Below are 23,244 nucleotides of genomic sequence, written 5' to 3'. Positions count from 1 at the left end.
CTATCGCCACCGCGTCAGCGGCGGCGGCCCTTCTTGTCGTCCTTCTCGTGGCCGCGGAAGGTGCGGGTGGGCGCGAACTCGCCCAGCTTGTGACCGACCATGGTCTCGGAGACAAACACGGGGATGTGCTTGCGACCGTCGTGGACCGCGATCGTGTGACCCAGCATGGCCGGGATGATCATGGACCGGCGGGACCAGGTCTTGATGACGTTCTTCGTGCCGGCTTCGTTCTGCACGACCACCTTGCGAAGCAGGTGCTCGTCGACGAAGGGGCCCTTCTTGAGACTGCGAGGCATCTTCTCTTACTCCTACTTGCGCTTCTTGCCGGCGTTGCGACGACGCACGATGTACTTGTCGCTTTCCTTGTTGGCGTGGCGGGTGCGGCCCTCGGCCTGACCCCACGGGGAGACGGGGTGACGTCCACCGGACGTCTTGCCCTCACCACCACCGTGCGGGTGGTCGACCGGGTTCATCGCGACACCGCGGACGGTCGGGCGGACGCCCTTCCAGCGCATGCGGCCGGCCTTGCCCCAGTTGATGTTCGACTGCTCGGCGTTGCCGACCTCGCCGATGGTCGCGCGGCAGCGCGCATCGACGTTGCGGATCTCTCCGGAGGGCAGACGCAGCTGGGCGTAGGGGCCGTCCTTGGCGACGAGGCGGACCGATGCACCGGCCGAGCGCGCCATCTTCGCGCCGCCGCCGGGGCGGAGCTCGATGGCGTGGATGACGGTACCCGTGGGGATGTTCTTCAGCGGGAGGTTGTTTCCCGGCTTGATGTCCGCCGCGGGGCCCGACTCGACGATGTCGCCCTGCTTCAGCTTCGCCGGCGCGAGGATGTAGCGCTTCTCGCCGTCGAAGTAGTGCAGCAGCGCGATGCGCGCGGTGCGGTTGGGGTCGTACTCGATGTGAGCGACCTTGGCGTTCACGCCGTCCTTGTCATTGCGACGGAAGTCGATGACGCGGTACTGGCGCTTGTGGCCACCACCGATGTGACGGGTCGTGATGCGGCCCTGGTTGTTGCGACCACCGGTCTTCGAGATCGGGCGCAGCAGCGACTTCTCCGGCGTCGATCGGGTGATCTCGGCGAAGTCAGCCACCGACGAGCCGCGACGGCCCGGGGTCGTGGGCTTGTACTTGCGAATAGCCATGATTGTCCTTTATCCCCCGGATCAGCCGATTGCCGTGAAGATGTCGATGGTGCCCGACTTCAGGCTCACGATGGCGCGCTTGGTGTCCTTGCGCTTACCGGTGCCGAAGCGGGTGCGACGGGCCTTGCCGACGCGGTTGATCGTGTTGACGGACGCGACCTTGACGCCGAAGATCTTCTCGATGGCGAGCTTGATCTCGGTCTTCGAAGCGCGCGGGTCGACGAGGAAGGTGTACTTGCCCTCGTCGATCAGGCCGTAGCTCTTCTCGGACACGACCGGCTTCAGGATGATGTCGCGCGGGTCCTTGTTCAGGGCCGTCTGGAGAACAGATGCCTGCTCGCTCATGCGGAGACCTCCTGGTTGGCGCCGGACTTGGAGGCGATGAAGCCCTCGAGCGCGGCCTGGGTGAAGACGATGTCGTCGGAGACGAGCACGTCGTAGGCGTTGAGCTGGTCGTACGACAGCAGGTGCACGTTGCCGAGGTTGCGCAGGCTCTTGAGCGCGAGCTCGTCGCCGCGCTCGATGACCACGAGGACGTTCTTCGACGTGGCGACCTGGGCGAGGAAGCCCGCAGCAGCCTTGGTCGACGGCGCGCCGTCGGTGCCGAACGTGTCGATCGCGTGCAGGCGGTCGCCGCGGAAGCGGTCGCTGAGCGCGCCCAGCAGGGCGGCCGCGATCATCTTCTTGGGGGTGCGCTGCGAGTAGTCGCGCGGCTTCGGGCCGTGCACGATGCCACCGCCGGTCATGTGCGGCGCGCGGATCGAGCCCTGACGGGCGTTACCCGTGCCCTTCTGCTTGAAGGGCTTGCGGCCGGCACCGGAGACCTCACCACGACGCTTGGTCGAGTGCGTGCCCTGGCGAGCCGCCGCGAGCTGCGCGACGACGACCTGGTGGATGAGCGGGATGTTCGTCTTGACGTCGAACAGAGCGGCGGGAAGCTCGACGGAGCCTGCCTTCTTGCCGTCTGCCTTGAGGACGTCGAGCGCGAGAGTGGAGTCAGCCATGATCAGGCACCCTTCACTGCGTTGCGGACGTAGACGATGCGGCCGCGAGCACCGGGGACGGCGCCCTTGACGAGCATGAGTCCCTTCTCGATGTCGATGGCGTGCACCGTGAGGTTGAGGACGGTCACGCGCTCGCCACCCATACGGCCGGCCATGCGCATGCCCTTGAAGACGCGGCTCGGGGTCGACGATGCGCCGATGGAGCCGGGCTTGCGGTGGTTGCGGTGTGCACCGTGCGATGCCGAGACGCCCTTGAAGTTGTGGCGCTTCATGACACCGGCGGTGCCCTTGCCCTTGCTCGTGCCGACGACGTCGACGAGCTGGCCGGCCTCGAACGTGCCGTCCACCGTGAGCTCCTGGCCCAGGGTGTAGTCGGCGGCGTCGGCCGTGCGGACCTCGGTCACGTGGCGACGCGGCGTGACGCCGGCAGCCTCGAAGTGAGCCGAGAGGGGCTTGTTCACCTTGCGGGGGTCGATCTGGCCGTACGCGATCTGCACGGCGTTGTAGCCGTCCTTCTCGGGGGTACGGATCTGGGTGACCACGTTCGGGGCGAGCTCGATGACGGTGACGGGAACGAGCTTGCCGTTCTCGTTCCAGACCTGGGTCATGCCGAGCTTGGTGCCGAGCATGCCCTTGGAAACCTTGGAGTTGATGTCAACCATGGCGGACCTCAGAGCTTGATCTCGATGTTGACGTCAGCCGGCAGGTCGAGACGCATCAGCGAGTCGACGGCCTTCGGCGTCGGGTCGACGATGTCGATCAGACGCTTGTGGGTGCGCATCTCGAAGTGCTCGCGGCTGTCCTTGTACTTGTGGGGCGACCGGATGACGCACACGACGTTCTTCTCGGTCGGAAGGGGCACGGGGCCGACGACGGTCGCGCCCGCACGGGTCACGGTGTCGACGATCTTGCGTGCGGACGTGTCGATGACCTCGTGGTCATACGACTTCAGGCGAATGCGGATCTTCTGTCCCGCCATTGTCTGCTCTCTCTCTTTCAGCGTCTTACCGTCCTGGACCGGGTGGCCCTGGGGCATTGGACGCACGTCGGCGCTGTTCGCGCCTCGGCACTCGTCTTCTCGGACTCCTCGACCTCGCGGCCCGGGAGCCTGTCGAAGAGGCTGCACCACTGTTCTGCTGTCAGCCGCCCACCCGAAGGTGAACGGATGCCCGACCCCCGCCGCGCACGGCAGTGCCCTCGATGATGAAGGTGTCGGGATTGTGTTCTGCTACCCGCGGCCTAGAACCCTGCAGCCTCCCGGAGGAGGCGCCGTCTATGCACTGCCCTGGCAGTGATCCGGCGCACGCACAGCGGCGACGGAATATCGAACCTGTCTATTCTGCCACGGCGGATTTCACTTCTGCAAACCCGGGCGTGTCGCGCTCACCGGACTCCCAGCGAACCTCGTCGCCGCGGGAGCTCAGCGCGCAGAGGAGCGCGGGGCGAGGCATCCCCATGCCTCGCCCCGCTTGGGGAGGGCGTCCGGTGCGAGGGGGCACACCGAACGCGAGGAATCCGGCGTGAAGGGACGCCGGACGCCTCGACCGAGGGCACGGCGGAAGACCCGCCGCGCAGGCGGGGAGACGCTCAGGCGCACGGAGTGCGCGCGTCGCACGATGATCCCCAAGATCGCTTTCCCCAGTGTGAACGCGGATGACCCGCGTGATTCGGGAGCCGAACCCCTTCGGCGCCCCGACCGCAAGATCCCCAGGCGGTCGAGACGATCCTACTCGATCCCTCGGAGAATCCGCCACATCCGAGGGCGCCGCGCTTCTCCCCGACGCGGAAGAGCGGCGGTCCCGGGTGCGGGGACCGCCGCTCTTCGCGGAGACGTCCGGCTCTACTCGTTGCCGATGCTCTTGTCAGCGCTCTCGCGGATCTCGTCGATCTTGTCGGCGGCGCCGGGTGCGATCTTCTTCGCGAAGTCGGCGACGCCGTCGAGGACCTTGTCGCTGATGTCCTCGGCCTGCTCGCTCTTGACCGCTTCGGCGAGCTTGTCCTTGTTCTGCTCGTACAGGTCCTTGCCCTTGTTGACGGCGTCCTCGATACCCATGTGAATCCCCTTCGGAGGTGTGTGCGTCCGGCGATCCCGCCGGACCACCTCATTGTGCAGGGCAGAGCCGAGCGACGGAACCCTCGATGCGGAAAACGACAGAGGGGCCGAGCCCGAAGGCTCGACCCCTCTGCGAGGAAGCGGATGCTTACTTGATGATCTTCGTCACCGTACCGGCGCCGACCGTACGACCACCCTCACGGATGGCGAAGCCGAGGCCCTCCTCCATGGCGATCGGCTGGATCAGCTCGACCGTCATGTCGGTGGTGTCGCCGGGCATGACCATCTCGGTGCCCTCGGGCAGCGAGATGACGCCGGTGACGTCCGTGGTGCGGAAGTAGAACTGCGGACGGTAGTTCGTGTAGAAGGGGTTGTGGCGGCCACCCTCGTCCTTGGACAGGATGTAGGCCGTGCCCTCGAAGTTGGTGTGCGGCGTGACCGAACCCGGCTTCACGATGACCTGACCGCGCTCCACGTCCTCGCGCTTGGTGCCGCGGAGGAGCAGACCACAGTTCTCGCCGGCCCATGCCTCGTCGAGCTGCTTGTGGAACATCTCGATACCGGTGACGGTCGTCTTCTGCGTCGGGCGCAGACCCACGATCTCGACCTCGGAGTTGATGGCCAGGGTGCCACGCTCGGCGCGACCCGTGACGACGGTGCCACGACCGGTGATCGTGAAGACGTCCTCGACGGGCATGAGGAACGGCTTGTCGCGGTCACGCTCCGGGTCCGGAACGCTGTCGTCGACAGCCTGCATGAGCTCGAGGATCGCGTCGACCCACTTCTCGTCGCCCTCGAGGGCCTTGAGAGCGGAGACACGGACGACGGGAGCGTTGTCGCCGTCGAAGCCCTGGCTCGAGAGCAGCTCGCGGACCTCGAGCTCGACGAGCTCCAGGATCTCCTCGTCGTCGACCGCGTCGGACTTGTTCAGCGCGACGAGCAGGTAGGGGACGCCGACCTGCTTGGCGAGCAGAACGTGCTCGCGCGTCTGCGCCATCGGGCCGTCGGTGGCCGCGACGACGAGGATCGCGCCGTCCATCTGCGCCGCACCCGTGATCATGTTCTTGACGTAGTCGGCGTGGCCGGGGGCGTCAACGTGTGCGTAGTGGCGCTTCGGGGTCTCGTACTCGATGTGCGAGATGTTGATCGTGATACCGCGCTGGCGCTCTTCCGGCGCCGAGTCGATGGAAGCGAAGTCGCGCTGCACGTTCGTGTCGGACGGGTACTTGTCGGCAAGCACCTTCGAGATCGCTGCGGAGAGCGTGGTCTTGCCGTGGTCGACGTGACCGATCGTTCCGATGTTGACGTGCGGCTTGGTCCGCTCGAACTTGGCCTTAGCCACTGGGTCCTCCTCAGGACGTCGTTGTAGAGGTGCCGGGCACTGGTTTGCGACCGGTTCTCTACGGGTTAGGTTCTCAGTTTAGTAGAGAGGGAATGTGAAGTTGTAGGTGACCTGGGAACCCCGGGTGCGTCGACAGGCTCAGCGACCCAGGGCTCCCAGAAGAATTACTCGCCCTTGGCCTTCTGGACGATCTCGTCGGCCACCGCGCGCGGGACCTCGGCGTAGCTGTCGAACTCCATGGAGTAGACGGCACGGCCCGAGGTCTTCGAGCGCAGGTCGCCGATGTAGCCGAACATCTCGGACAGCGGCACCGCGGCGCGCACGACCTTGACGCCGGCGGCGTCCTCCATCGACTGGATCTGGCCACGACGCGAGTTCAGGTCGCCGATGACGTCGCCCATGTACTCCTCCGGAGTACGGACCTCGACGGCCATCAGCGGCTCGAGCAGCACGGGGTTGGCACGGCGAGCGGCCTCCTTGAAGCCCATGGAGCCCGCGATCTTGAACGCCATCTCCGAGGAGTCGACGTCGTGCGCCGCACCGTCGACGATGGTCGCCTTGACGCCCACCATCGGGTAGCCCGCGAGGACACCGACGTTCATGGCGTCCTGGAAACCGGCGTCGATCGAGCCGATGTACTCGCGCGGGATACGGCCACCGGTGACCGCGTTCACGAACTCGTACGTCTTCTCGCCGTCGAGCTCGAGCGGCTCGATGTTGAACTGGATCTTGGCGAACTGGCCCGATCCACCGGTCTGCTTCTTGTGCGTGTAGTCGTGCTTCTCGACGGCCTTGCGGATCGTCTCGCGGTACGCGACCTGCGGCTTGCCGACGTTCGCCTCGACGCGGAACTCGCGCTTCATGCGGTCCACGAGGATGTCGAGGTGCAGCTCGCCCATACCCTTGATGGTCGTCTGACCGGTCTCGGGGTTGAGCTCCGTGCGGAAGGTCGGGTCCTCCTCAGCGAGCTTCTGGATCGCGAGACCCAGCTTCTCCTGGTCGGCCTTGGTCTTCGGCTCGATGGCGACCTCGATCACCGGCTCCGGGAACGTCATCGACTCGAGGACGACCGGCTGCGCGATGTCGGCGAGGGTGTCACCGGTGGTGGTGTCCTTCAGGCCGATGACGGCGTAGATGTTGCCGGCGGTCAGCTTGTCGACCGGGTTCTCCTTGTTGGCGTGCATCTGGAAGATCTTCCCGATGCGCTCCTTCTTGCCCTTGGTCGAGTTGATGACCTGGGCACCCGACTCGAGCTCGCCCGAGTAGACGCGCACGTACGTCAGACGACCGAAGAACGGGTGCACGGCGACCTTGAAGGCCAGGGCCGCGAACGGGTCCTTCGCGTCGGGGTGACGCTCGATGATCTTCTCCTCGTCCTTCGGGTCGTGCGCCTCGATGGCGGGCACGTCCAGCGGGGACGGGAGGTAGTCGACGACGGCGTCCAGCATCGGCTGCACACCGCGGTTCTTGAAGGCGGAGCCGCAGAGGACCGGGTAGATCTCGCTGGCGACGACCATCTTGCGGATGGCGCCCTTGATCTCCGCGACGGTGAGCTCCTCGCCGCCGAAGAACTTCTCGAGAAGCTCCTCGTCGGTCTCGGCGACCGTCTCCAGCAGCTGCTGGCGGTAGTCCTCGGCCTTGTCCTTGAGGTCGGCCGGGATCTCCTGCACCTCGTAGGAGGCGCCCATGGTCACGTCACCCTTGGCGTCGCCGGGCCAGACCAGAGCACGCATCTCGACGAGGTCGATGACGCCGACGAAGTCGTTCTCGGCACCGATCGGGAGCTGCAGCACCAGCGGCTTCGCGCCGAGGCGGTTGATGATCGTGTCGACCGTGAAGTAGAAGTCCGCGCCGAGCTTGTCCATCTTGTTGACGAAGCAGATGCGGGGGACGTTGTACTTGTCGGCCTGACGCCACACGGTCTCGGACTGGGGCTCGACGCCCTCCTTGCCGTCGAACACGGCGACCGCGCCGTCGAGGACGCGGAGCGAGCGCTCCACCTCGACCGTGAAGTCCACGTGACCGGGGGTGTCGATGATGTTGATCTGGTTCTTGTTCCAGAAGCAGGTCACGGCGGCAGACGTGATCGTGATGCCGCGCTCCTTCTCCTGCTCCATCCAGTCGGTGGTCGACGCGCCGTCGTGCGTCTCGCCGAGCTTGTGGTTGACGCCCGTGTAGAACAGGATGCGCTCGGTCGTCGTGGTCTTGCCGGCATCGATGTGCGCCATGATGCCGATGTTGCGGACCTTGCTCAGGTCCGTGAGCACGTCTTGTGCCACAGGAGTGTCCTTATCTATTGGAGCAGCAGGTGTACTGCGAAGAGGGGGTGCGACGGGCCCAGGAACGCGGAAGGGTCCCTGAGCCCGTCGAAGGGGTTACCAGCGGTAGTGAGCGAACGCGCGGTTCGACTCGGCCATCTTGTGGGTGTCCTCACGGCGCTTGACCGCGGCACCCAGGCCGTTCGACGCGTCGAGGATCTCGTTCTGGAGACGCTCGGTCATCGTCTTCTCACGACGACCCTTGGCGTAGCTCACGAGCCAGCGCAGCGCGAGGGTGTTCGCACGGTGCGGCTTGACCTCGACCGGAACCTGGTAGGTCGAGCCACCGACACGGCGGCTGCGGACCTCGAGCGTGGGGCGCACGTTGTCGAGCGCCTTCTTCAGGGTGGCGACGGCGTCCTGGCCGTTCTTCGCCTCGACGCCGCGGAGGGCGCCGTAGACGATCGACTCGGCCAGCGACTTCTTGCCGTCGACGAGGATCTTGTTCACCAGCGAGGTGACGATCGGTGCGCCGTAGACCGGGTCGTTGACGACGGGGCGCTTGGGGGCGGGACCCTTACGAGGCATCTAACTCAACCCTTCTTCGCGCCGTAGCGGGAACGAGCCTGCTTACGGTTCTTGACGGCCTGGGTGTCCAGGGCACCACGGACGATCTTGTAACGCACACCGGGGAGGTCCTTCACACGACCGCCGCGGACGAGCACCAGGGAGTGCTCCTGCAGGTTGTGGCCCTCACCGGGGATGTACGCGGTGACCTCGGTCCCGTTGCGGAGCTTCACACGAGCGACCTTGCGCATCGCCGAGTTCGGCTTCTTCGGGGTGGTGGTGTAGACGCGGGTGCAGACCCCGGCCTGCTGCGGGTTCGCCTTGAGCGCGGGTGCCTTGGTCTTCGTGACCTTGGGCGAGCGACCCTTGCGAACCAACTGCTGAATGGTTGGCACGTTCTCTCCTCATAGTGCTGCACGGTGACAGCGTGATGGGTTTCACATCATGACCCACCGGCACGCCGGAACCGACGAGCTTTTGGTGTGGTGGGTATGCCGTGGGGGCGGACCGGCGAGGTGCCGACGCCCAGCGCGCACGTCAGGACGTGCACACACCTGATCAAGTGTAATGCCGCGTAACCTGACGGTCAAATGACGGTCGCGCTCCGCGGCGCCGCCCGAAGTCAGGGGATGTCGGGGTCGAACGGCGAGTCCAGCGACTCCGTGAGCTCGGCCAGGAGCGCTTCGATCTGCGGCTCGACGTGTCGCGACACCGCCGCCTGGATCGTGATCCGGTGTCGGAGCAGGATCCCGCAGATCTCGCGCCCGACGAGGTTCGCGTACTCGTCCGCCAAGGCGACTTCCTGTCGCAGAGCGGTCTTGGCCTCGTCCGACAGCGGGGGCAGGGGCGGCAACTCGGCGGCCGAATCGTCGGCGAGACCGGCGATCGTGAAGAGGAAGGGGGCGCCCGGCACCGGCTCCGGATCCAGCGGCATGCCCTCGAACTCGGGATCGAGGTCCTCCGTCGGCCGGTAGCTGCGAGCCCGGTTGCGCGCGGCCTGCTGATCGAGTTCACGCTGCAGGGTCGGCAGGTTGCGCGCGGTGTACTCCGCGACCGCGTGGTCCACGATCGTCTTGATGCGCGTCGACAGGCCGTGCTGGACGCCATGCGGCGTGGTGCCCGCGATGCCTGCGGCGGCGAGGATGGGCGAGCCGAGGCAGCGCCGGCACGGCGCGGTGCGGCCGCGGTGCGTCGCCGGCTCCCAGCGCGGCACCCAGCGCAACCAGGCCTCGACGGCCTGGTCGACCTGCGTCTCCAATGAGCGCTCCACCCCACCAGCGTACGGCGCGTCGCCGCTCACCGTGCGGATTTGCGGGGTGTCACCCCTCCTCGTCGCGCTCCCACGGCCATCGCGGCTGCGCCGACCTCGTCCGGCGGAGGGCGATGCCGCCCCACGCCGCCACCGCCGCCGCGGCGAGGAGCACGATGCTCGCGCCACCGCGGACGAGGTCGCCGGCGACGGCCGTGGCCACGACCACATCGCTCGTCGCGACGAGCACGGCGATCCAGACGGTGATCAGGTGCACCAGCGCCGTGAGCAGGGCGATCACCGGAGCAGAGCCGAAGGAGGCATGCCCTCGTCGCACCGTCGCCCAGAGGACGAGCGCGAAGACCACCACGGCCGCGACCATGCCCGACACTCCGGGCACCTGGCCAAGACCTGGAACGCCGATGATGTCCCGGTCGGTGGCGACGCTCAGCGCACCGAGACCGAAGACGGCGAGGGCGAAGAAGGCGATGGTGGCCATCACCGCCGCGAGGACAGCCGAAACCCCCGCGGACTCGGGCCCGCGGGGGTTCGGTGTGGTGGTGTTCGTGATTACCTCGACAGGGTGGGACCGGCCTCGAGGGTGCGCTCGTACTCGCGCTGCGCCTCCTCGTTCAGCTCGGTCTTGCGGGCACCGCTGCGGGCCACCCAGGCGCCGAACCAGATGGTGAGCTCGCGGGCGAAGACGAAGGCCGCGATGGCGAGCGGGGCCAACAGCTGCTCCCCCGCGACTTCGAGACCCTGCGATGCGGTGAGCTTCCAGAAGGGCGCCTCGAAGAGCTGACCCAGGATGTGCCCGGCGTAGGCGATGAGCCCGACGACGATGCCGAACACCACCCACAGGCCCCAGCGGCCGCGGTTGATGATGGCTCCGAGGAGCCAGAAGCCGAGGAAGAACACGACCACCGGGGTCCAGAACCCCCAGGTGAGCAGCGGGGCGACGAGCGCTTCGCCGATGTTCTCCCCGTTCACGTCGCCGGCGAGGGCGACGAGGCCGAGCGTGGTGGCGAGGTAGAGCAGCGCGAAGGCGACGGTGGCGAGCAGGCCGATCGCGCCGGCGGTGCCCCGGTTGCCGCGCTCGCGCGGCGGCTCCGGTGCCTGCACGAAGATCGGCTGCGGCTGCTGCGGTGCGGCGGCCGCGCCGTTCGTGAGCGGCTCGGACGGCACGATCCTGGTGTCGGTGTCGTCAGCGTGCGACGCGTAGGCTGCGCCGGCCATGGCCGACTCCTCGTGCGCGGGAGTGCTCGGCGTGGAGTACAGCGAGGTCTCCGGCGTCGCGTACAGCGAGGTCTCCGGGGTCGCATCGCGGCGGTCGGCGTCGCGGAGGCCCGCCTCACGGCCATCGGCGTCGAAGCGGTCGCCGTCGGTGCGCGAGGGCGCCGGGGCGGCGGAGCTGAAAGTACTGGGGTGGTCGCGCTCGGCGGCCTCGAACGCGGCGAGATCGGGGTCGACGGCGGGCTCCTGACGCGTCGCGGCCTGGTCGGCCGCAGGCTCGGAGGAGGCCGCGGTGGTGTCTGCGGCGCGGGAGTCATCCGCACGTGCGTCGTCGACGTGGCCGGGGACATCTCCGCGGGCCGCCGCCGCGGCGTCGAGACCGGCGTTCGCGCTGCCGACGACGTCGTCGACGTCGTTCGACTTCTCGGGCTGACGAGCCTCGGGATCACTCATGGGATGCGCCTCTCATCGGGGATGTGCAGTGCGAGATTACCGCCGCGGCTCCCGACGCTTCCTTAGGCGTGCCGACGTGTCGCCATACGCGTGCTTCCGCGGCTCTGCGCGATTCACGGGAAGGTGTTGCGGAGGGCGTCCCCGGCGAACTGCGCGAGGATCGGCACCATCGGCAGTGAGAGCCAGACGAGTCCGGCGACGATCCCTGCGCACACGATGCCGGCGAACCAGCTCATCCCGAGGTTTCGTCCCCCCACTCGCGCCATGGTCCCACCGTAGGCCCCAGCCCCCGCGCGGGTGCGGAGCAACGCCGCGTCGAGGTGGTGTCGCTCAGCGGGTGCCGCGGCCGCGCATCCGCCACAGCAGCCAGAGTCCCGAGATCGGTACCAGCAGTCCGCCCAGCAGGAGGAGGAGGTGCCATTCGCCGAAAGCGGGGACGAGCGGGTTCACCACCTCCGACATCACGTCGCCGTCGCTCGAGCTGCCGGACGCCGATCCGGTGGAGAATCCGGTCATCGTCGAGGCGATCAGGAAGGACAGCCCGGTGGCAACGAAGGGCACCAGGATCGCGACGGCCTTCTCCCACGTGCGCCACAGCGGGCTGAGGCTCACGAGCACCGCGCCCACGAACCAGCCGACGACCGGCACCACGATTCCGCCGAAGCTCAGGGTGAGCGCCGCCGCGATCGCGAAACCCCGCGTCGCGGTCGTCGGCGTGCGCGGAGCCGAGGGCGCGGGGGCGGGCGCGGGGAGCACGAGGGGCGGCGCGGTCGGCACCTCGTCCTCCGCCTCGCGGGCGATCCCCCTCGGATCTCCCAGGCGGTCGATCCGCTCCGCGGTCGCTGCCGCGTCGAGCCCGTCGAGCTCCTCCGCGATCCCGCCACGGATGTCGGATGCGACACCGTGCGGAAGTCCGCGCATCGCCTCGTCGAGCCGGGCCAGGTAGTCGTCACGCAACTCGGCTGCGGTCTTCTCGGTCATGGTCATCCTTCCCCCACCATGCCCGTGACGGCACGGGCGAACGGCGCCCACTGCGCCCGGAAGCGCGCGAGCTGATCGATACCGGCATCCGTGAGCCGGTAGTACTTGCGCGCCGGACCGCTTCCGGACGGCCGGTCGAACGTCGTCACCCAGCCGTTGTCCCGCAAGCGCCCGAGCAACGGGTAGAGCGTGCCGATGCTGGCGATCAGCCCGGCTCCGGTGAGTGCCTCCGACAGCTGCCAGCCGTACATGGGCTCACGCGAGAGCAAGCCGAGCACGCAGTACTCGACCACTCCTTTGCGCATCTGCGCCCCGACGTCAGCTGTCATGCCTCACAAGGTAGCATGTGACGCACGCTAGCACCGAACGGTGCGAGATCAGCCCTTGGTCGCCCCCGCGGTCAGACCGCCCACGATGTACTTCTGCAGGAAGAGGAAGAGCACCATCACCGGTATCGCCGCCATGACCGCACCGGCGGAGAAGGCCGACCAGTCGGCGTAGCGGGGGTTCGCCACCAGCTTGGTCAGACCGACGACGAGGGTCTGCTGATCCACGTCGACCAGCATGACGCTGGCGATCACGTACTCGTTCACCGTGCCGATGAAGGAGAGCAGACCGACGACCGCGAGGATCGGGGCGACCAGGCGCAGGATGATCGTGAAGAAGATCCGCGCGTGCCCCGCGCCGTCAATGCGGGCGGCCTCGTCGATCTCCTTCGGGATCGTGTTGAAGAACCCGTACATGAGGTACGTGTTCACGCCCAGCGCGCCGCCGAGGTACACCAGGATCAGCCCCGTATGCGTGTTCAGGCCGATCGCCGGGAACCAGTCCCCCAGCGTCGACATCAGCAGGAAGATCGCGACGACCGCGAGCAGCTGCGGGAACATCTGCACCACGACGATGGTGACCAGTCCCACGCGGCGCCCGGCGAAGCGCATGCGGGAGAACGCATATGCCGCACAGGCTCCGATGAAGACGGTGACCGCGCCCGTCACGACCGCGATGAGCAGGGTGTTCAGGAACCACGTTCCATACGGGTTCTGCGGGTCGCTGAGGATACGCACGTAGCTGTCGATCCCGATGGCCGAGAAGAGCTGGTTCGACCCGGTGAGCGTGCCCTGCGGGTTGAGCGACGCCGACACGACGTACAGGAGCGGGAAGAGGGCGAAGGCGCTCACCACGATGGCGACGAGGTGGCGCCATCCGGTGTCGGCGAACCAGGCGCCGAACGAGCGACGCGGCGGGGCGGTGCGGCGGGCTGTGGCGGTGCTGCGGACGGTGCTCATTGTCAGTTCAGCTCCTCGAGGGCCTTGGTCTTGCGGAAGCTGATGATCGAGATCGTCGCGACCACGACGAAGATCAGGATCGTGAAGGCGGAGGCGAGGCCGTAATCGCGGGTCTGTCCGGTGAACGCCACCTTGTAGACCATCGAGATCAGGATGTCGGTGTGGCCCACGGGGATCGACACATCGCTGAAGCGCGGGCCTCCCTTGGTGAGCATGTAGATCAGGTTGAAGTTGTTGAAGTTGAACGCGAACGACGAGATCAGCAGCGGCGCGACGGTCACGAGCAGCAGCGGCAGCTTGATCCGGCGGAAGACCTGCCACGGGTTCGCGCCGTCCATCACGGCGGCCTCGTTGACGTCCTCCGGGATGCCCTGCAGCGCCCCCATGCAGACGAGGAACATGTAGGGGAAGCCGAGCCAGAGGTTCACCAGCAGCACGGACACCTTCGCCAGCACCGGGTCGGTGAGCCACGGGATGGCCGCGCCGCCGAACAGCACCTGGTTGATGAACCCGAAGCTCTCGTTCATCATCCCGGCCCAGACGAGCGCGGAGAGGAACGCGGGGAAGGCGTACGGAAGGATGAGGATGATGCGGTAGCCGTTGCGAAAGCGCATCCGGGTGTTGTTGAAGACCAGCGCGAGCAGCAGGCCGAGGAAGAAGGTCGTCGCGACGGACACCAGCGCGAAGACGAAGGTCCAGACGGTGACGGAGATGAGCGGGCCGCGGATGGACTCGTCGGTCACCGCGCGGACGAAGTTGTCGACGCCGACCGTCGTCTGCCAGCCGGGCAGCAGCTGCTCGCCGTCCTCGGCGGTGAACGCGCCGTCGCCGGTGTCGCTGTAGACGGTGCCGGTCGCGGTGTCCGTGATCGTGTCGGCATCGGCGTCGTACGCCAGCGTCGAGACGTAGAGGTAGCCGTTCTGCCCGTCAGGGGCGCGGAGGCTGCCCTCATTGGGATCGTCGCTGAACGGGACGGAGAGCTGCTCCAGCTCCTCCGACAGCGTGAAGACGGTGGCGAGCGGAAGCGTGGTCCACCCGTCGACGGCGACGGCCTTGCCACCTTCGAACTGCGCGTCGACCTCGGCGAGGGGCTGCTCCGCGGTGCCGAGGAGGGCGTCGCCGTCCTCGGGATCCGTGACGAGGAGGCCGTAGGTTCCGAACTGCTCCACCACGGTGACGGGATACGTCGGAGAGTCCTCGACGCGCTCCTGCGCGGAGGCGAGCAGCGACGAGATCGCCTGCTCCTTGCTCCCGTTGTGGCCGGTGCCGTAGTTCGTGAAGCCGATGTAGCCCGTGTAGAGGAGCGTGAAGACCTGGAACAGGACCAGGAAGATGATGCCGGGGGTGAGGTACTTCGCCGCGATGCGCTTGCGGGAGAAGTAGATGTAGTTGACGACGACCGTCACCGCGACGACGAGGCCGAGCACGAGCCACTCCCGCTGCACGAGCAGCACGAACACGGCGTAGACGGCGATCGCGTCCACGATGGCCAGCAACAGGATCTTGAGCAGCATCCACCCGATCGGTCGGGAGGCCGCCTCGGCGATCTTCGCCGCCTGGCGCTGCCGAGGCGTGGGGGGCGCGGTGCGCTCTTCGGTGTCTGTCATGTCGTCCTCGTCATGGTCCTGCCGGGGCGGGCTGGGCGGCCCGCCCCGGCAGGGTCGTCATCTGGTCGGCCGTTACTCGATCGCGGCGGTCACGTCGTCGACGAGCTTCTGCCACGTCGCCTGCGGGTCCTCGCCGTTGATGATGGCGGCCTCGGCCACACCCCAGAACTGCCAGACCGCACCCATGGCGGGGATCGCCGGCATGGGGACCGCGTCGGCACCGACGGCCTGGAAGCCGGCGATGATCGGGTCGGACGCCGCGGTGTCCGCGGCCGCTGTCAGGGCCGGGAGGACGTTGCCGGCCGTGAACAGCTCCAGCTGCACGTCCTCCGTGCCGAGGTAGTTGACGAGGAAGTCGTTCGCGGCGACCTTGTTCTTCGACTCGGCGCTCACGAAGAAGCCCTTGACGCCGGCGAACGGCGAGGCCGTCTCGCCCGTCGGGCTCGGGATCGGGTCGATCTCGACGTTGATGCCCGCATCGGTGGCCGCGCCCACGTTCCACGGACCGGTCAGCCAGAAGGCGGCGGTGCCGTCGAGGAACTGCTGCTTGGCGATCTCGCCGTCGATGTCGGTGTTCAGCGTGCCTGCGGCGCCCTGCGCACCCAGCCAGTCGGCGAAGGCGAAGCCGCCCTCGCTGCCGAGCTGCAGGTCGGTGGGGTCGTAGCTGCCGCTGTCGTCGGTGCCGAAGACCGGTGCATCGAAGGCGGTCTGGAACGGGTACAGGTGGTACGGGTTGCCCTCGGCGCCCTGCTCCACGACGAACGTGCCCTTCGAGACCATGTCGTCGAAGCTCGTCGCGGCCTCGGGGACGAGGTCGGCGTTGCGCAGCACGGCGATGTTCTCGACGGCGTACGGAAGCATGTAGACGGTGCCCTCGTAGGTCGCCGCCTGGAGGGCGACGGGGAGGTAGTCCTCCGAGCTGTCGCCGAGCTCGATCGGCGCGACGACACCGTTGGTCGAGAGCTCGCCGAGCCAGTCGTGAGCGCCCATGACCACGTCGGGGCCCTTGCCGGTCGGGACCTGCTGGATGAAGTCGTCCTTCATGTCGTCGACGGACTTCCCCACCAGCTTGACCGTGACACCGGTCTTCTCCTGGTACGCGTCCGCCGCGCCCTGCAGCGCGTCGACCCGCTCGGCGTCGACCCAGACGGTCAGCGTGCCGCCGCTGTCTCCACCGGAGGAAGAGTCGTCGCCGCCGGAGCCGGTCGAGCAGCCGGCGAGCGTCAGAGCCGAAACGATGGCGATGGCGCCCGCGGCGACCATGCCCCTCTTGTTCACCTTCATTGGTGTGTGCCTCTCTCAGTGCTGAGCGCCTGCAAGACTGCAAGCGCTTACAGTATGCATCGTTTCGAGAGGCGATCACAATCCGCGAACGCGCTGATATCAACCTGTGATCGGCCCGACGCGAGGCACGCGTTATGAAAACGCTTCCATATCGGCCGGAGGTCAGACCTCTCGAGGCTCCGCGGCAGAGTCTGCAGGGTTCCGCATGGGGCTCATCTGCGAGAGCATCGCCGGATGGGATTCCACGTTCGACCGTCTGCCGCCGCCCTCGCCGTCATCCTGTCCGCGGTCGCACTCAGCGGGTGCACGGCTGCGGGAGGCGCATACTCCGTGCTCGATCGCGAAGCCGAGGCACGGGACGAGGTTCCTGCCGATCTGCCCGGCTACGCGTGGGACGACGTGGACCAGGCGACAGCCCGGTTCGTCGGAGAAGGCGACGGGACGTCCCTGTGGCTCGCTCGCGCTCGTGACGATGCCGCAGCGTGTCTCCTCGCCTACGTCGACGCTGACACGTGGGTGATCGGGTGCGGTGGGAACGGGGCCCCTTTCTCGATCGGAGGCGTCACGGGCACGTTCACCGTGGTCCCCGACGACGCGCCTGCTCCAGACGGGATGACTCGGGTGTCGGACAACGTCTACACGACGACCGGAAGCTAGCGGGCCCCGGCCCGGGCGGGAGCCAGAGGGCCAGCGCGCGCCGGCCCCGAACAGACTCCACGCGCCGGAGTGCGCGTGCCAGGCCAGCAGGAACTGCTCGCCGTCGCGGATGACGGCGGTGACGCCGGGCAGAAGGAGGAAGTCGTGCCTCGCCCACGGGACTTTCCGCACACCCGCGGATACGGTCTACGTTCGGGGCATGGGTTACGAACTCCCTTTCGCCGCCTTGCCCGCCTCCCAGACCGATGTGACCTACGAGTACGGGCCGGACTCCGAGCTGCGCGCCGGCGTGGCCGCTGGCCGTGTCGAAGAGATCACCCATGAAAGCGTCGTCTTCCCGGGGACCACCCGGAAGATCTGGATCCACCGCGCAGCCGGCCATGACCCATCGCGTGCGAGCGCCGTCATGTTCTTCAACGACGGCTGGTGGTATCTCGACCCGGAGCTGAGCGTTCGCGCCGCGATCGTCTTGGACAATCTCGCAGCGGCCAAAGCGATACCCCAACTGATCGGAGTGTTCGTAGACCCAGGTGTCGTCGCCTCCGAAGGAGGGCCGATCAAGAACCGCAACGTCGAGTACGACGCGTTCGACGATCGCTACGCGACGATGCTGATCGACGAGATACTCCCACTCGTAGCGACACGCGCAGTGATCTCGACTGACCCCATGGCACGCGGAATATGCGGCGGAAGCAGCGGAGGCAATGCCGCGATGACCGCGGCGTGGACTCGGTCGGACGCCATCGGCCGGGTGATCGCGTTCAACCCGAGCTTCGCACAGATGCCGGGCGGGAACCCGTACCCGCACTTGCTCACCCAATTCGAGGCTCGCGCGACACGAGTCTTTCTCCACGCTGCTCATCGCGACCTCAACTGGAACTCGACGACAGACAACTGGTTCGCGGAGGGCCTTGAGACCGGCGCGGCGTTGGCCCGCGCGGGGTACGACTTCCGCCTGGTCGTCGGCGATGGCGGCCACAGCCCAAATCATGGCGGCGTTCTGCTCCCCGATGCCTTGCGATGGCTATGGGCCTGACCAGCGGGCCGACCCGTCATAGACTGGCCCAATGGCTGACAGTTCCTTTGACATCGTCTCGAAAGTGGATCGCCAGGAGGCCGAGAACGCCCTGAACCAGGCGCGCAAAGAGGTGGAGCAGCGCTACGACTTCAAGGGGACCGGCGCTTCGATCGCCTGGAGCGGCGAGCAGATCCTCATCACCGCGAACACGGAGGAGCGCGCGAACGCCGTCCTCGACGTTTTCCAGTCCAAGCTCATCAAGCGCGGCATCTCGCTGAAGAGCCTCGACTCGGGCGAGCCCTTCGCCAGCGGCAAGGAGTTCCGCATCCTGTCGAGCCTGAAGGACGGCATCTCGTCCGAGAACGCGAAGAAGATCGGCAAGATCATCCGCGACGAGGGCCCCAAGGGCGTGAAGAGCCAGATCCAGGGCGACGAGCTGCGCGTGCAGTCCAAGAGCCGCGACGACCTTCAGTCCGTGATCGCGCTCCTCAAGGGCAGCGACCTCGACATCGATCTGCAGTTCATCAACTACCGCTGACGTCACACGCGTCGGCGATCGGGGCTCGGGAGTCATCCCGAGCCCCTTCTTTTCCCCGGTCAACGCATACCGGGATATCGGTGTTCTTCGTCGAGACTGGAAGCGGTCGTGACTCGTCACGACTCCGACGCCATCCCCGTCCGACACCCGATCGCCGCGGTGGATGCGCTTCGAGGATGCCACGCCGACTCAGGGGAGGGAGCGGCGCGGGCCCCCGAAGCTCGCGTCGGCCTGGGGTCTGCCGGCGTCGCACGTCGACCGGTCCCGGGTTCATGACAAGCCTCCCCGCCCGCTGCGCGCCCCCACGCGGATCGGCCCCCCGTGGAGGCATGACGGCAATCCTGCGACCGTCGCTCCCCTCACCGCCCGGGAGTGGACGCCGGTGGCAGACCAAGAACGACCGGGGGCTGGGCCATGGGGCAGATCGAGTCGAAGAGCATCGGAGAGAACAAGCAGCTGCTGGCGGATGAGGTGTTCCACCACATCGGGCGGCTGATCACGGAGGGAGAGTTCGCCGAAGGCGACCGGATCCGGGACGTCGACGTGGCGGACGAGCTCCACGTCTCGCGGACGCCCGTGCGCGAAGCGCTCCAGCGCTTGGAGCGACTGGGACTGGTGACGATGTACCCGAGCCGGTACACAGAGGTGACGATGGTCACGCCGCAGGTGGTGGCCGAATCGCTGGAGTTCGCCGGCTACCAGGGCGGCATCACGGCGCGGATGGCGGTGCCGAGACTGAGCGCCGTCCACCGCGAGCGCGTGCAGGATCTCATCGCACGGATGCAGGAATCGCTCACCGACGGGGCGTCGACGGCGCGGGCGCGGTGGGCCGTCTTCGCCTACCTCGCCGACCACAGCGGAAACCGCCAGCACCGGATGCTCATCGACGATGTCGCCGTCGCCGTGACCCGGAACCTACGCGGGTGGGTGGTGCGTCCCGGCGATCGCGAGCGGATGCGACAGGTCTATGCGGAGTTCGCCGACGCGGTGCGCACCGGCGACGGCGATGAGGCGGAGCGTCTCGCGCGCGCCATGTACTACGTCTGAGCGGCGCGCCAGCCGACGACCCAGCGGTGCAGGCGGCGGTACGCGTCCTCCCGGGCTTCATGTCGGGACAGGAACACGTCGTGCAGGGCGCCGTCGATCCGTTCGACGGTCACCGTGGAACCCAGCCGCAGGGCGGCGCGGGCGATGTCGTCGACGACGAGCACGGAGTCGGCGGAGGTCAGCTCCTCCGACCATCGGGTCGGCGGCACGAACCGCTTCGACAGCAGGACGCAGACCGGCGCCGCGATGTCGAGGCCCGCGGCGACGGCCTTGTGCCCGGTGAGGATCGCGTTGAGCCACCCGGCGTACACGGCCATCGTCTGCACGGGACGCCAGGCGGTGTCGACCTCCATCGGGTCATCGGGGTCGGCCACCTCCTGCTGCGCCCGCGTGTAGTAGCCGAGGTCGACCTGCGGCGCGACGTCGAGCGGCCGGATCCGTGCCTGGAACTCGACCATCGGGGCGATCGCGGCCCGCACGGGAGCGAACTGGAACTCGAGCCAGGGACTGTTCAGGATGAGGGCGTCGGCCGCACCGGGATGCCGCGACGCCCACAGGCTCAGCGTCAGGCCGCCGGTCGAGTGTCCGAACAGGATCAGGCGTCGCCCGCTCTCCTCGCCGTCCTCGCCGCGCCCCATCGCGTCCAGGGCCGCGGCGATGTCCTCGTCGTAGGTGGACAGGTCGGTGATGTAGCCCGGGGTCTGGCCCTCGCGCAGGCTGCGCCCGTACTTGCGCAGGTCGAGGGCGAAGAAGCGGGCACCGCGAGCCGTCCAGAATCGGGCCAACCGCTTCTGGAAGAAGTAGTCCGACCACCCATGGATGTAGAGCACGTCCACGCCCTCGAGCAACGGACGACGGCGCCGGGCGCGCTCCCACCACGGAACCGGAGCCGGCAGAGCCCGCACGAGGGTGGCGACCACCGGACCCTGCTCGTCGCTGCCGAGGTCGAGGGTGAGCTGGGCGAACTCATCGCCGAGAACATCCGGAACCCACTCGGCCATGCGTCCTCCCCCTCGCGCCCAGGCTAGCCCACGGCGTCACTCGCCGCCGGGACGGGCGACGGCGAAGTCGTCCGCGATGGTGGCCGCGATCGGCGCGAGGTCGTCGATCCCCGACCCGTCGAAGGTCGTGAGACGCAGCCAGTCCGCACCCACGCGAAGATCGAGCACCGGACGGCGGAGTTCGTCGACGCCGGCGCGGGCGGCATCCGCTCCCTCGACCTCGATCTCCTCCTCGCCCTCGAGCTCGTCGAACGCCCACGCGCCACCGGGCAGCGTGGTGAGCATGATGTACCCCTGCGCGGCGTATTCGTCGTCCCCGGAGGCGTAGTAACAGATCCGCGCACCGTTGCGCTCCTGGTAGACCTCGGCCGGGATGGACCACCCGCCGAACGCGTCGACCACGTACACCTCGGCGTCGACCTGCTCCGCGAGCTCCGTCGCGGTGAGGAACCGCGTGCAGTCCACACCCTCCACCGGGCTCTCCGGCACATCCACCTCCCGCAGCGACGCCATGGCCGCGGCGCCGAGCGCGCGCAGGGCCTCCTCGAACGCCGCGGTGTCGTCCGGCCCCTTCTCCGGGTCCACGACGGTCGCCGACACGAGCACCTCGCCGTCGAGGAGCTGGAAGAAGCAGTACCCGCCGGTCTCGCAGCGGGATTCCTCACCGTAGTAGCCGCCGCGCGACTCCGCCCCCGCCACCGTTTCCTCGGCCCCGGGGAGGATCGTGACCTCCCAGTTGTGCTCCGCCGTTCCCGCCGAGCAGGCGATCCCGCCCGCCCGCTGGAACATGTGCTGCGCCGGACCGGGGTACCAGCTCGGCGACGACCACACGCCGAGCACCTCGGCCACCTCACCGCCGACATCGCCGCCGGCGGCCGACATCGCCGCCTCGACATCGGCGCAGTCCACATCGAAAGCCGGGGTGGGCGCCTGCGCCGCCGCGTCCGTCGGGGCGGGCGTGATCGCGGCCGACGGCGTCCCGGTCGGCTTCACCTCGGGTTCGGGCGCACAGCCGGACAGCAGGAGCACGGCCACGGCGCCGAGGGCCAGGAGTGCACGAGGTCGCATGGCCTCAGCCTAGGGCTGCGGGGACCCGGCGCCGGGAGCACGCCCCGGCGCCGAGACGACTCACTCGCCGCGGGAGACGCGCACCATCTCGTCGCGCGGGACGACCTTCACACGCGCCCGCTCCTGGGGCGCGCCGAGGCCGATCTCGTGCTCGTCGAGGCGGTGCCAGCCGTTCAGATCGGTCCAGGCGACGCCGCGCTCGGCGAGCAGTGCCGGGATGGCCTCCTCGGACGGGTCCTCCGGGTGCCACCACGAGCCCTGGTCGTTGATGAGGTGACGGACGGTCTCCATGGCGTCGGACTTCGTGTGGCCGATGAGGCCGACCGGGCCGCGCTTGATCCAGCCGGTCGCGTACACGCCGGGCACGCGATCGTTGGAGTCCTTCGCGAGCACCTGGCCCTCGTGGTTCGGGATGACGCCGTGCTTCTTGTCGAAGGGGACACCGGGCAGCGGCGAGCCGAAGTAGCCGATCGCGCGGTACAGCGCCTGCACGGGCACCTCGCGCAGCTCCCCGGTGCCGACCGCACCACCCTGGCCGTCCGGCTGGGTGCGCTCGTACACGAGGGCCGCGACACGGCCGTTCTCGTCGGTGCGGACCTCGACCGGGCGGGCCCAGAAATGCAGGTGCAGGCGGCGCGATGCCGTGCCGCCGGAATTGTTGACGGAGTCGCGCGTGCGCCACGACTGCAGGATGCGGTCGATGACCATGACCTGCTTGTTGCTCGCGACCGCGTCCTTCGAGGCCTCGTCGTAGTCGAAGTCCTCGTCGTAGACGACCATGTCGACGTCGCGCAGCTCCCCCAGTTCGCGGAGCTCCAGCGGCGTGAACTTCACCTGAGCCGGGCCTCGGCGGCCGAACACGTGCACGTCCGTGACGGCGCTCGCCTTGAGGCCCTCGTACACGTTCTCGGGGACCTCGGTGACGAGGAGGTCTTCGGCGTGCTTCGCGAGCATGCGGGAGACGTCGAGGGCGACGTTGCCGTTGCCGAGGACCGCCACCGACGCGGCGTCCAGCGGCCATTCGCGCGGCACGTCGGGGTGCCCGTCGAACCAGCTCACGTAGTCGGCGGCGCCGTAGGAGCCCACCGCGTCGATGCCGGGGATGTCCAGCGACGTGTCGCGGATCGCTCCGGTGGCGAAGATGACCGCGTTGTAGTGCTTCTTGAGGTCGTCGAGCGTGATGTCCTCGCCGAAGCGGACGTTGCCGAAGAGACGGATGTCGCCGCGGTCGAGCACGTCGCGCAGGGCGGTGATGATGCCCTTGATGCGCGGGTGGTCGGGGGCGACGCCGTACCGGACGAGTCCGTAGGGGGCGGGGAGCTGCTCGAACAGGTCGATGGACACGTCGAACTTGCGCTCGGCCTTCAGCAGGATGTCCGCGGCGTAGATGCCCGCGGGGCCTGCACCGACGATGGCCAGTCTCAGCTTGGTCATGGAGGTCCTTTCGTGT

27 protein-coding genes are annotated in these 23,244 nt (G+C 68.0%); 4 read left to right on the top strand and 23 right to left on the bottom strand.

Annotated features, from left to right (window positions below):
• Positions 1-14: 14 nt before the first annotated feature.
• The 20 genes from rpsS to ACIGJI_RS10795 form a co-directional block, all read right to left on the bottom strand.
• The gene (gene rpsS / locus ACIGJI_RS10890) at positions 15-296 is read right to left on the bottom strand and encodes a 30S ribosomal protein S19 (RefSeq protein ID WP_017201589.1); all 282 of its coding nucleotides are present in this window, start codon (positions 294-296) and stop codon (positions 15-17) included.
• A gap of 12 nt (positions 297-308) precedes the next feature.
• Complete coding sequence (gene rplB / locus ACIGJI_RS10885; RefSeq protein WP_025102405.1) at positions 309-1,148, bottom strand: 50S ribosomal protein L2; 840 nt, start codon at positions 1,146-1,148, stop codon at positions 309-311.
• Between the two features lie 21 nt (positions 1,149-1,169).
• Positions 1,170-1,493, bottom strand: coding sequence for a 50S ribosomal protein L23 (gene rplW / locus ACIGJI_RS10880; RefSeq protein WP_025102406.1), 324 nt, complete (start codon positions 1,491-1,493; stop codon positions 1,170-1,172).
• On the bottom strand, positions 1,490-2,152 hold the full coding sequence (rplD, locus tag ACIGJI_RS10875; protein WP_187662253.1) for a 50S ribosomal protein L4: 663 nt from the start codon (positions 2,150-2,152) through the stop codon (positions 1,490-1,492). The genes rplW and rplD overlap by 4 nt, the downstream gene beginning before the upstream one ends.
• Positions 2,153-2,154: 2 nt before the next feature.
• Positions 2,155-2,814, bottom strand: a complete 660-nt coding sequence (gene rplC, locus ACIGJI_RS10870) for a 50S ribosomal protein L3 (RefSeq protein WP_025102408.1) — start codon at positions 2,812-2,814, stop codon at positions 2,155-2,157.
• Positions 2,815-2,822: 8 nt separating this feature from the next.
• A complete protein-coding gene (rpsJ, locus tag ACIGJI_RS10865; RefSeq protein WP_017201594.1) occupies positions 2,823-3,131 on the bottom strand; it encodes a 30S ribosomal protein S10 in 309 nt (102 codons plus the stop codon).
• 861 nt (positions 3,132-3,992) lie between these two features.
• Positions 3,993-4,205 carry a hypothetical protein gene (locus ACIGJI_RS10860; RefSeq protein WP_062632875.1) on the bottom strand — a complete coding sequence of 71 codons (213 nt, stop codon included), beginning with the start codon at positions 4,203-4,205 and terminating at the stop codon, positions 3,993-3,995.
• Between the two features lie 148 nt (positions 4,206-4,353).
• Positions 4,354-5,547, bottom strand: a complete 1,194-nt coding sequence (gene tuf, locus ACIGJI_RS10855; protein WP_025102410.1) for an elongation factor Tu — start codon at positions 5,545-5,547, stop codon at positions 4,354-4,356.
• A 164-nt stretch (positions 5,548-5,711) separates the two neighbouring features.
• Entirely contained in the window at positions 5,712-7,826 is a 2,115-nt protein-coding gene (gene fusA, locus ACIGJI_RS10850) for an elongation factor G (RefSeq protein WP_025102411.1), read from the bottom strand.
• A 96-nt stretch (positions 7,827-7,922) separates the two neighbouring features.
• Positions 7,923-8,393: a 30S ribosomal protein S7 gene (gene rpsG / locus ACIGJI_RS10845; RefSeq protein ID WP_017201608.1), complete on the bottom strand. Its 471-nt coding sequence runs from the start codon at positions 8,391-8,393 to the stop codon at positions 7,923-7,925.
• A 5-nt stretch (positions 8,394-8,398) separates the two neighbouring features.
• Positions 8,399-8,767, bottom strand: a complete 369-nt coding sequence (gene rpsL / locus ACIGJI_RS10840; RefSeq protein WP_018187369.1) for a 30S ribosomal protein S12 — start codon at positions 8,765-8,767, stop codon at positions 8,399-8,401.
• Positions 8,768-8,994: 227 nt separating this feature from the next.
• Entirely contained in the window at positions 8,995-9,642 is a 648-nt protein-coding gene (locus tag ACIGJI_RS10835) for a hypothetical protein (protein WP_062765222.1), read from the bottom strand.
• 49 nt (positions 9,643-9,691) lie between these two features.
• Positions 9,692-10,120 (bottom strand): hypothetical protein, encoded by a 429-nt coding sequence (locus ACIGJI_RS10830; protein ID WP_232089088.1) that lies wholly within the window; start codon positions 10,118-10,120, stop codon positions 9,692-9,694.
• A gap of 71 nt (positions 10,121-10,191) precedes the next feature.
• On the bottom strand, positions 10,192-11,307 hold the full coding sequence (locus tag ACIGJI_RS10825; protein WP_363446727.1) for an ABC transporter: 1,116 nt from the start codon (positions 11,305-11,307) through the stop codon (positions 10,192-10,194).
• Positions 11,308-11,420: 113 nt separating this feature from the next.
• Complete coding sequence (locus ACIGJI_RS10820; RefSeq protein WP_177173821.1) at positions 11,421-11,573, bottom strand: hypothetical protein; 153 nt, start codon at positions 11,571-11,573, stop codon at positions 11,421-11,423.
• A gap of 64 nt (positions 11,574-11,637) precedes the next feature.
• Positions 11,638-12,288 carry an HAAS signaling domain-containing protein gene (locus ACIGJI_RS10815; protein WP_187662256.1) on the bottom strand — a complete coding sequence of 217 codons (651 nt, stop codon included), beginning with the start codon at positions 12,286-12,288 and terminating at the stop codon, positions 11,638-11,640.
• A gap of 2 nt (positions 12,289-12,290) precedes the next feature.
• Positions 12,291-12,617, bottom strand: a complete 327-nt coding sequence (locus tag ACIGJI_RS10810) for a PadR family transcriptional regulator (RefSeq protein WP_187662257.1) — start codon at positions 12,615-12,617, stop codon at positions 12,291-12,293.
• Between the two features lie 48 nt (positions 12,618-12,665).
• The gene (locus ACIGJI_RS10805; protein WP_187662258.1) at positions 12,666-13,574 is read right to left on the bottom strand and encodes a sugar ABC transporter permease; all 909 of its coding nucleotides are present in this window, start codon (positions 13,572-13,574) and stop codon (positions 12,666-12,668) included.
• Positions 13,575-13,576: 2 nt separating this feature from the next.
• Positions 13,577-15,181 carry a maltose ABC transporter permease MalF gene (gene malF, locus ACIGJI_RS10800; RefSeq protein WP_187662259.1) on the bottom strand — a complete coding sequence of 535 codons (1,605 nt, stop codon included), beginning with the start codon at positions 15,179-15,181 and terminating at the stop codon, positions 13,577-13,579.
• A 72-nt stretch (positions 15,182-15,253) separates the two neighbouring features.
• Positions 15,254-16,465 (bottom strand): extracellular solute-binding protein, encoded by a 1,212-nt coding sequence (locus ACIGJI_RS10795; RefSeq protein ID WP_363446723.1) that lies wholly within the window; start codon positions 16,463-16,465, stop codon positions 15,254-15,256.
• Positions 16,466-16,699: 234 nt separating this feature from the next.
• Here ACIGJI_RS10795 and ACIGJI_RS10790 point away from each other — a divergent pair, with 234 nt between their 5' ends.
• From ACIGJI_RS10790 to ACIGJI_RS10775, 4 genes are all read left to right on the top strand, one after another.
• A complete protein-coding gene (locus ACIGJI_RS10790) occupies positions 16,700-17,122 on the top strand; it encodes a hypothetical protein (protein ID WP_280564581.1) in 423 nt (140 codons plus the stop codon).
• 199 nt (positions 17,123-17,321) lie between these two features.
• On the top strand, positions 17,322-18,158 hold the full coding sequence (locus ACIGJI_RS10785) for an esterase family protein (RefSeq protein WP_187662262.1): 837 nt from the start codon (positions 17,322-17,324) through the stop codon (positions 18,156-18,158).
• Positions 18,159-18,189: 31 nt separating this feature from the next.
• Positions 18,190-18,678, top strand: coding sequence for a YajQ family cyclic di-GMP-binding protein (locus tag ACIGJI_RS10780; RefSeq protein WP_187662263.1), 489 nt, complete (start codon positions 18,190-18,192; stop codon positions 18,676-18,678).
• A gap of 414 nt (positions 18,679-19,092) precedes the next feature.
• Positions 19,093-19,725: a GntR family transcriptional regulator gene (locus ACIGJI_RS10775; protein ID WP_363446720.1), complete on the top strand. Its 633-nt coding sequence runs from the start codon at positions 19,093-19,095 to the stop codon at positions 19,723-19,725.
• On the opposite strand, the gene ACIGJI_RS10770 is transcribed toward ACIGJI_RS10775, so the two are convergent.
• The 3 genes from ACIGJI_RS10770 to ACIGJI_RS10760 are packed head-to-tail and all read right to left on the bottom strand — an operon-like array spanning position 19,716 to position 23,228.
• Complete coding sequence (locus ACIGJI_RS10770; protein WP_363446718.1) at positions 19,716-20,726, bottom strand: alpha/beta hydrolase; 1,011 nt, start codon at positions 20,724-20,726, stop codon at positions 19,716-19,718. The genes ACIGJI_RS10775 and ACIGJI_RS10770 overlap by 10 nt on opposite strands.
• A 36-nt stretch (positions 20,727-20,762) precedes the next feature.
• Positions 20,763-21,794, bottom strand: coding sequence for a hypothetical protein (locus ACIGJI_RS10765; RefSeq protein ID WP_363446716.1), 1,032 nt, complete (start codon positions 21,792-21,794; stop codon positions 20,763-20,765).
• A 60-nt stretch (positions 21,795-21,854) separates the two neighbouring features.
• Positions 21,855-23,228: an FAD-dependent oxidoreductase gene (locus ACIGJI_RS10760; RefSeq protein ID WP_363446714.1), complete on the bottom strand. Its 1,374-nt coding sequence runs from the start codon at positions 23,226-23,228 to the stop codon at positions 21,855-21,857.
• Positions 23,229-23,244: the final 16 nt, after the last annotated feature.

It is taken from the genome of Microbacterium sp. NPDC064978, from assembly GCF_044543605.1.
Classification (GTDB): domain Bacteria; phylum Actinomycetota; class Actinomycetes; order Actinomycetales; family Microbacteriaceae; genus Microbacterium; species Microbacterium meiriae.
The sequence above is the reverse complement of the archived record's forward strand: the minus strand, read 5'-3'. Positions and strand labels throughout refer to the sequence as shown.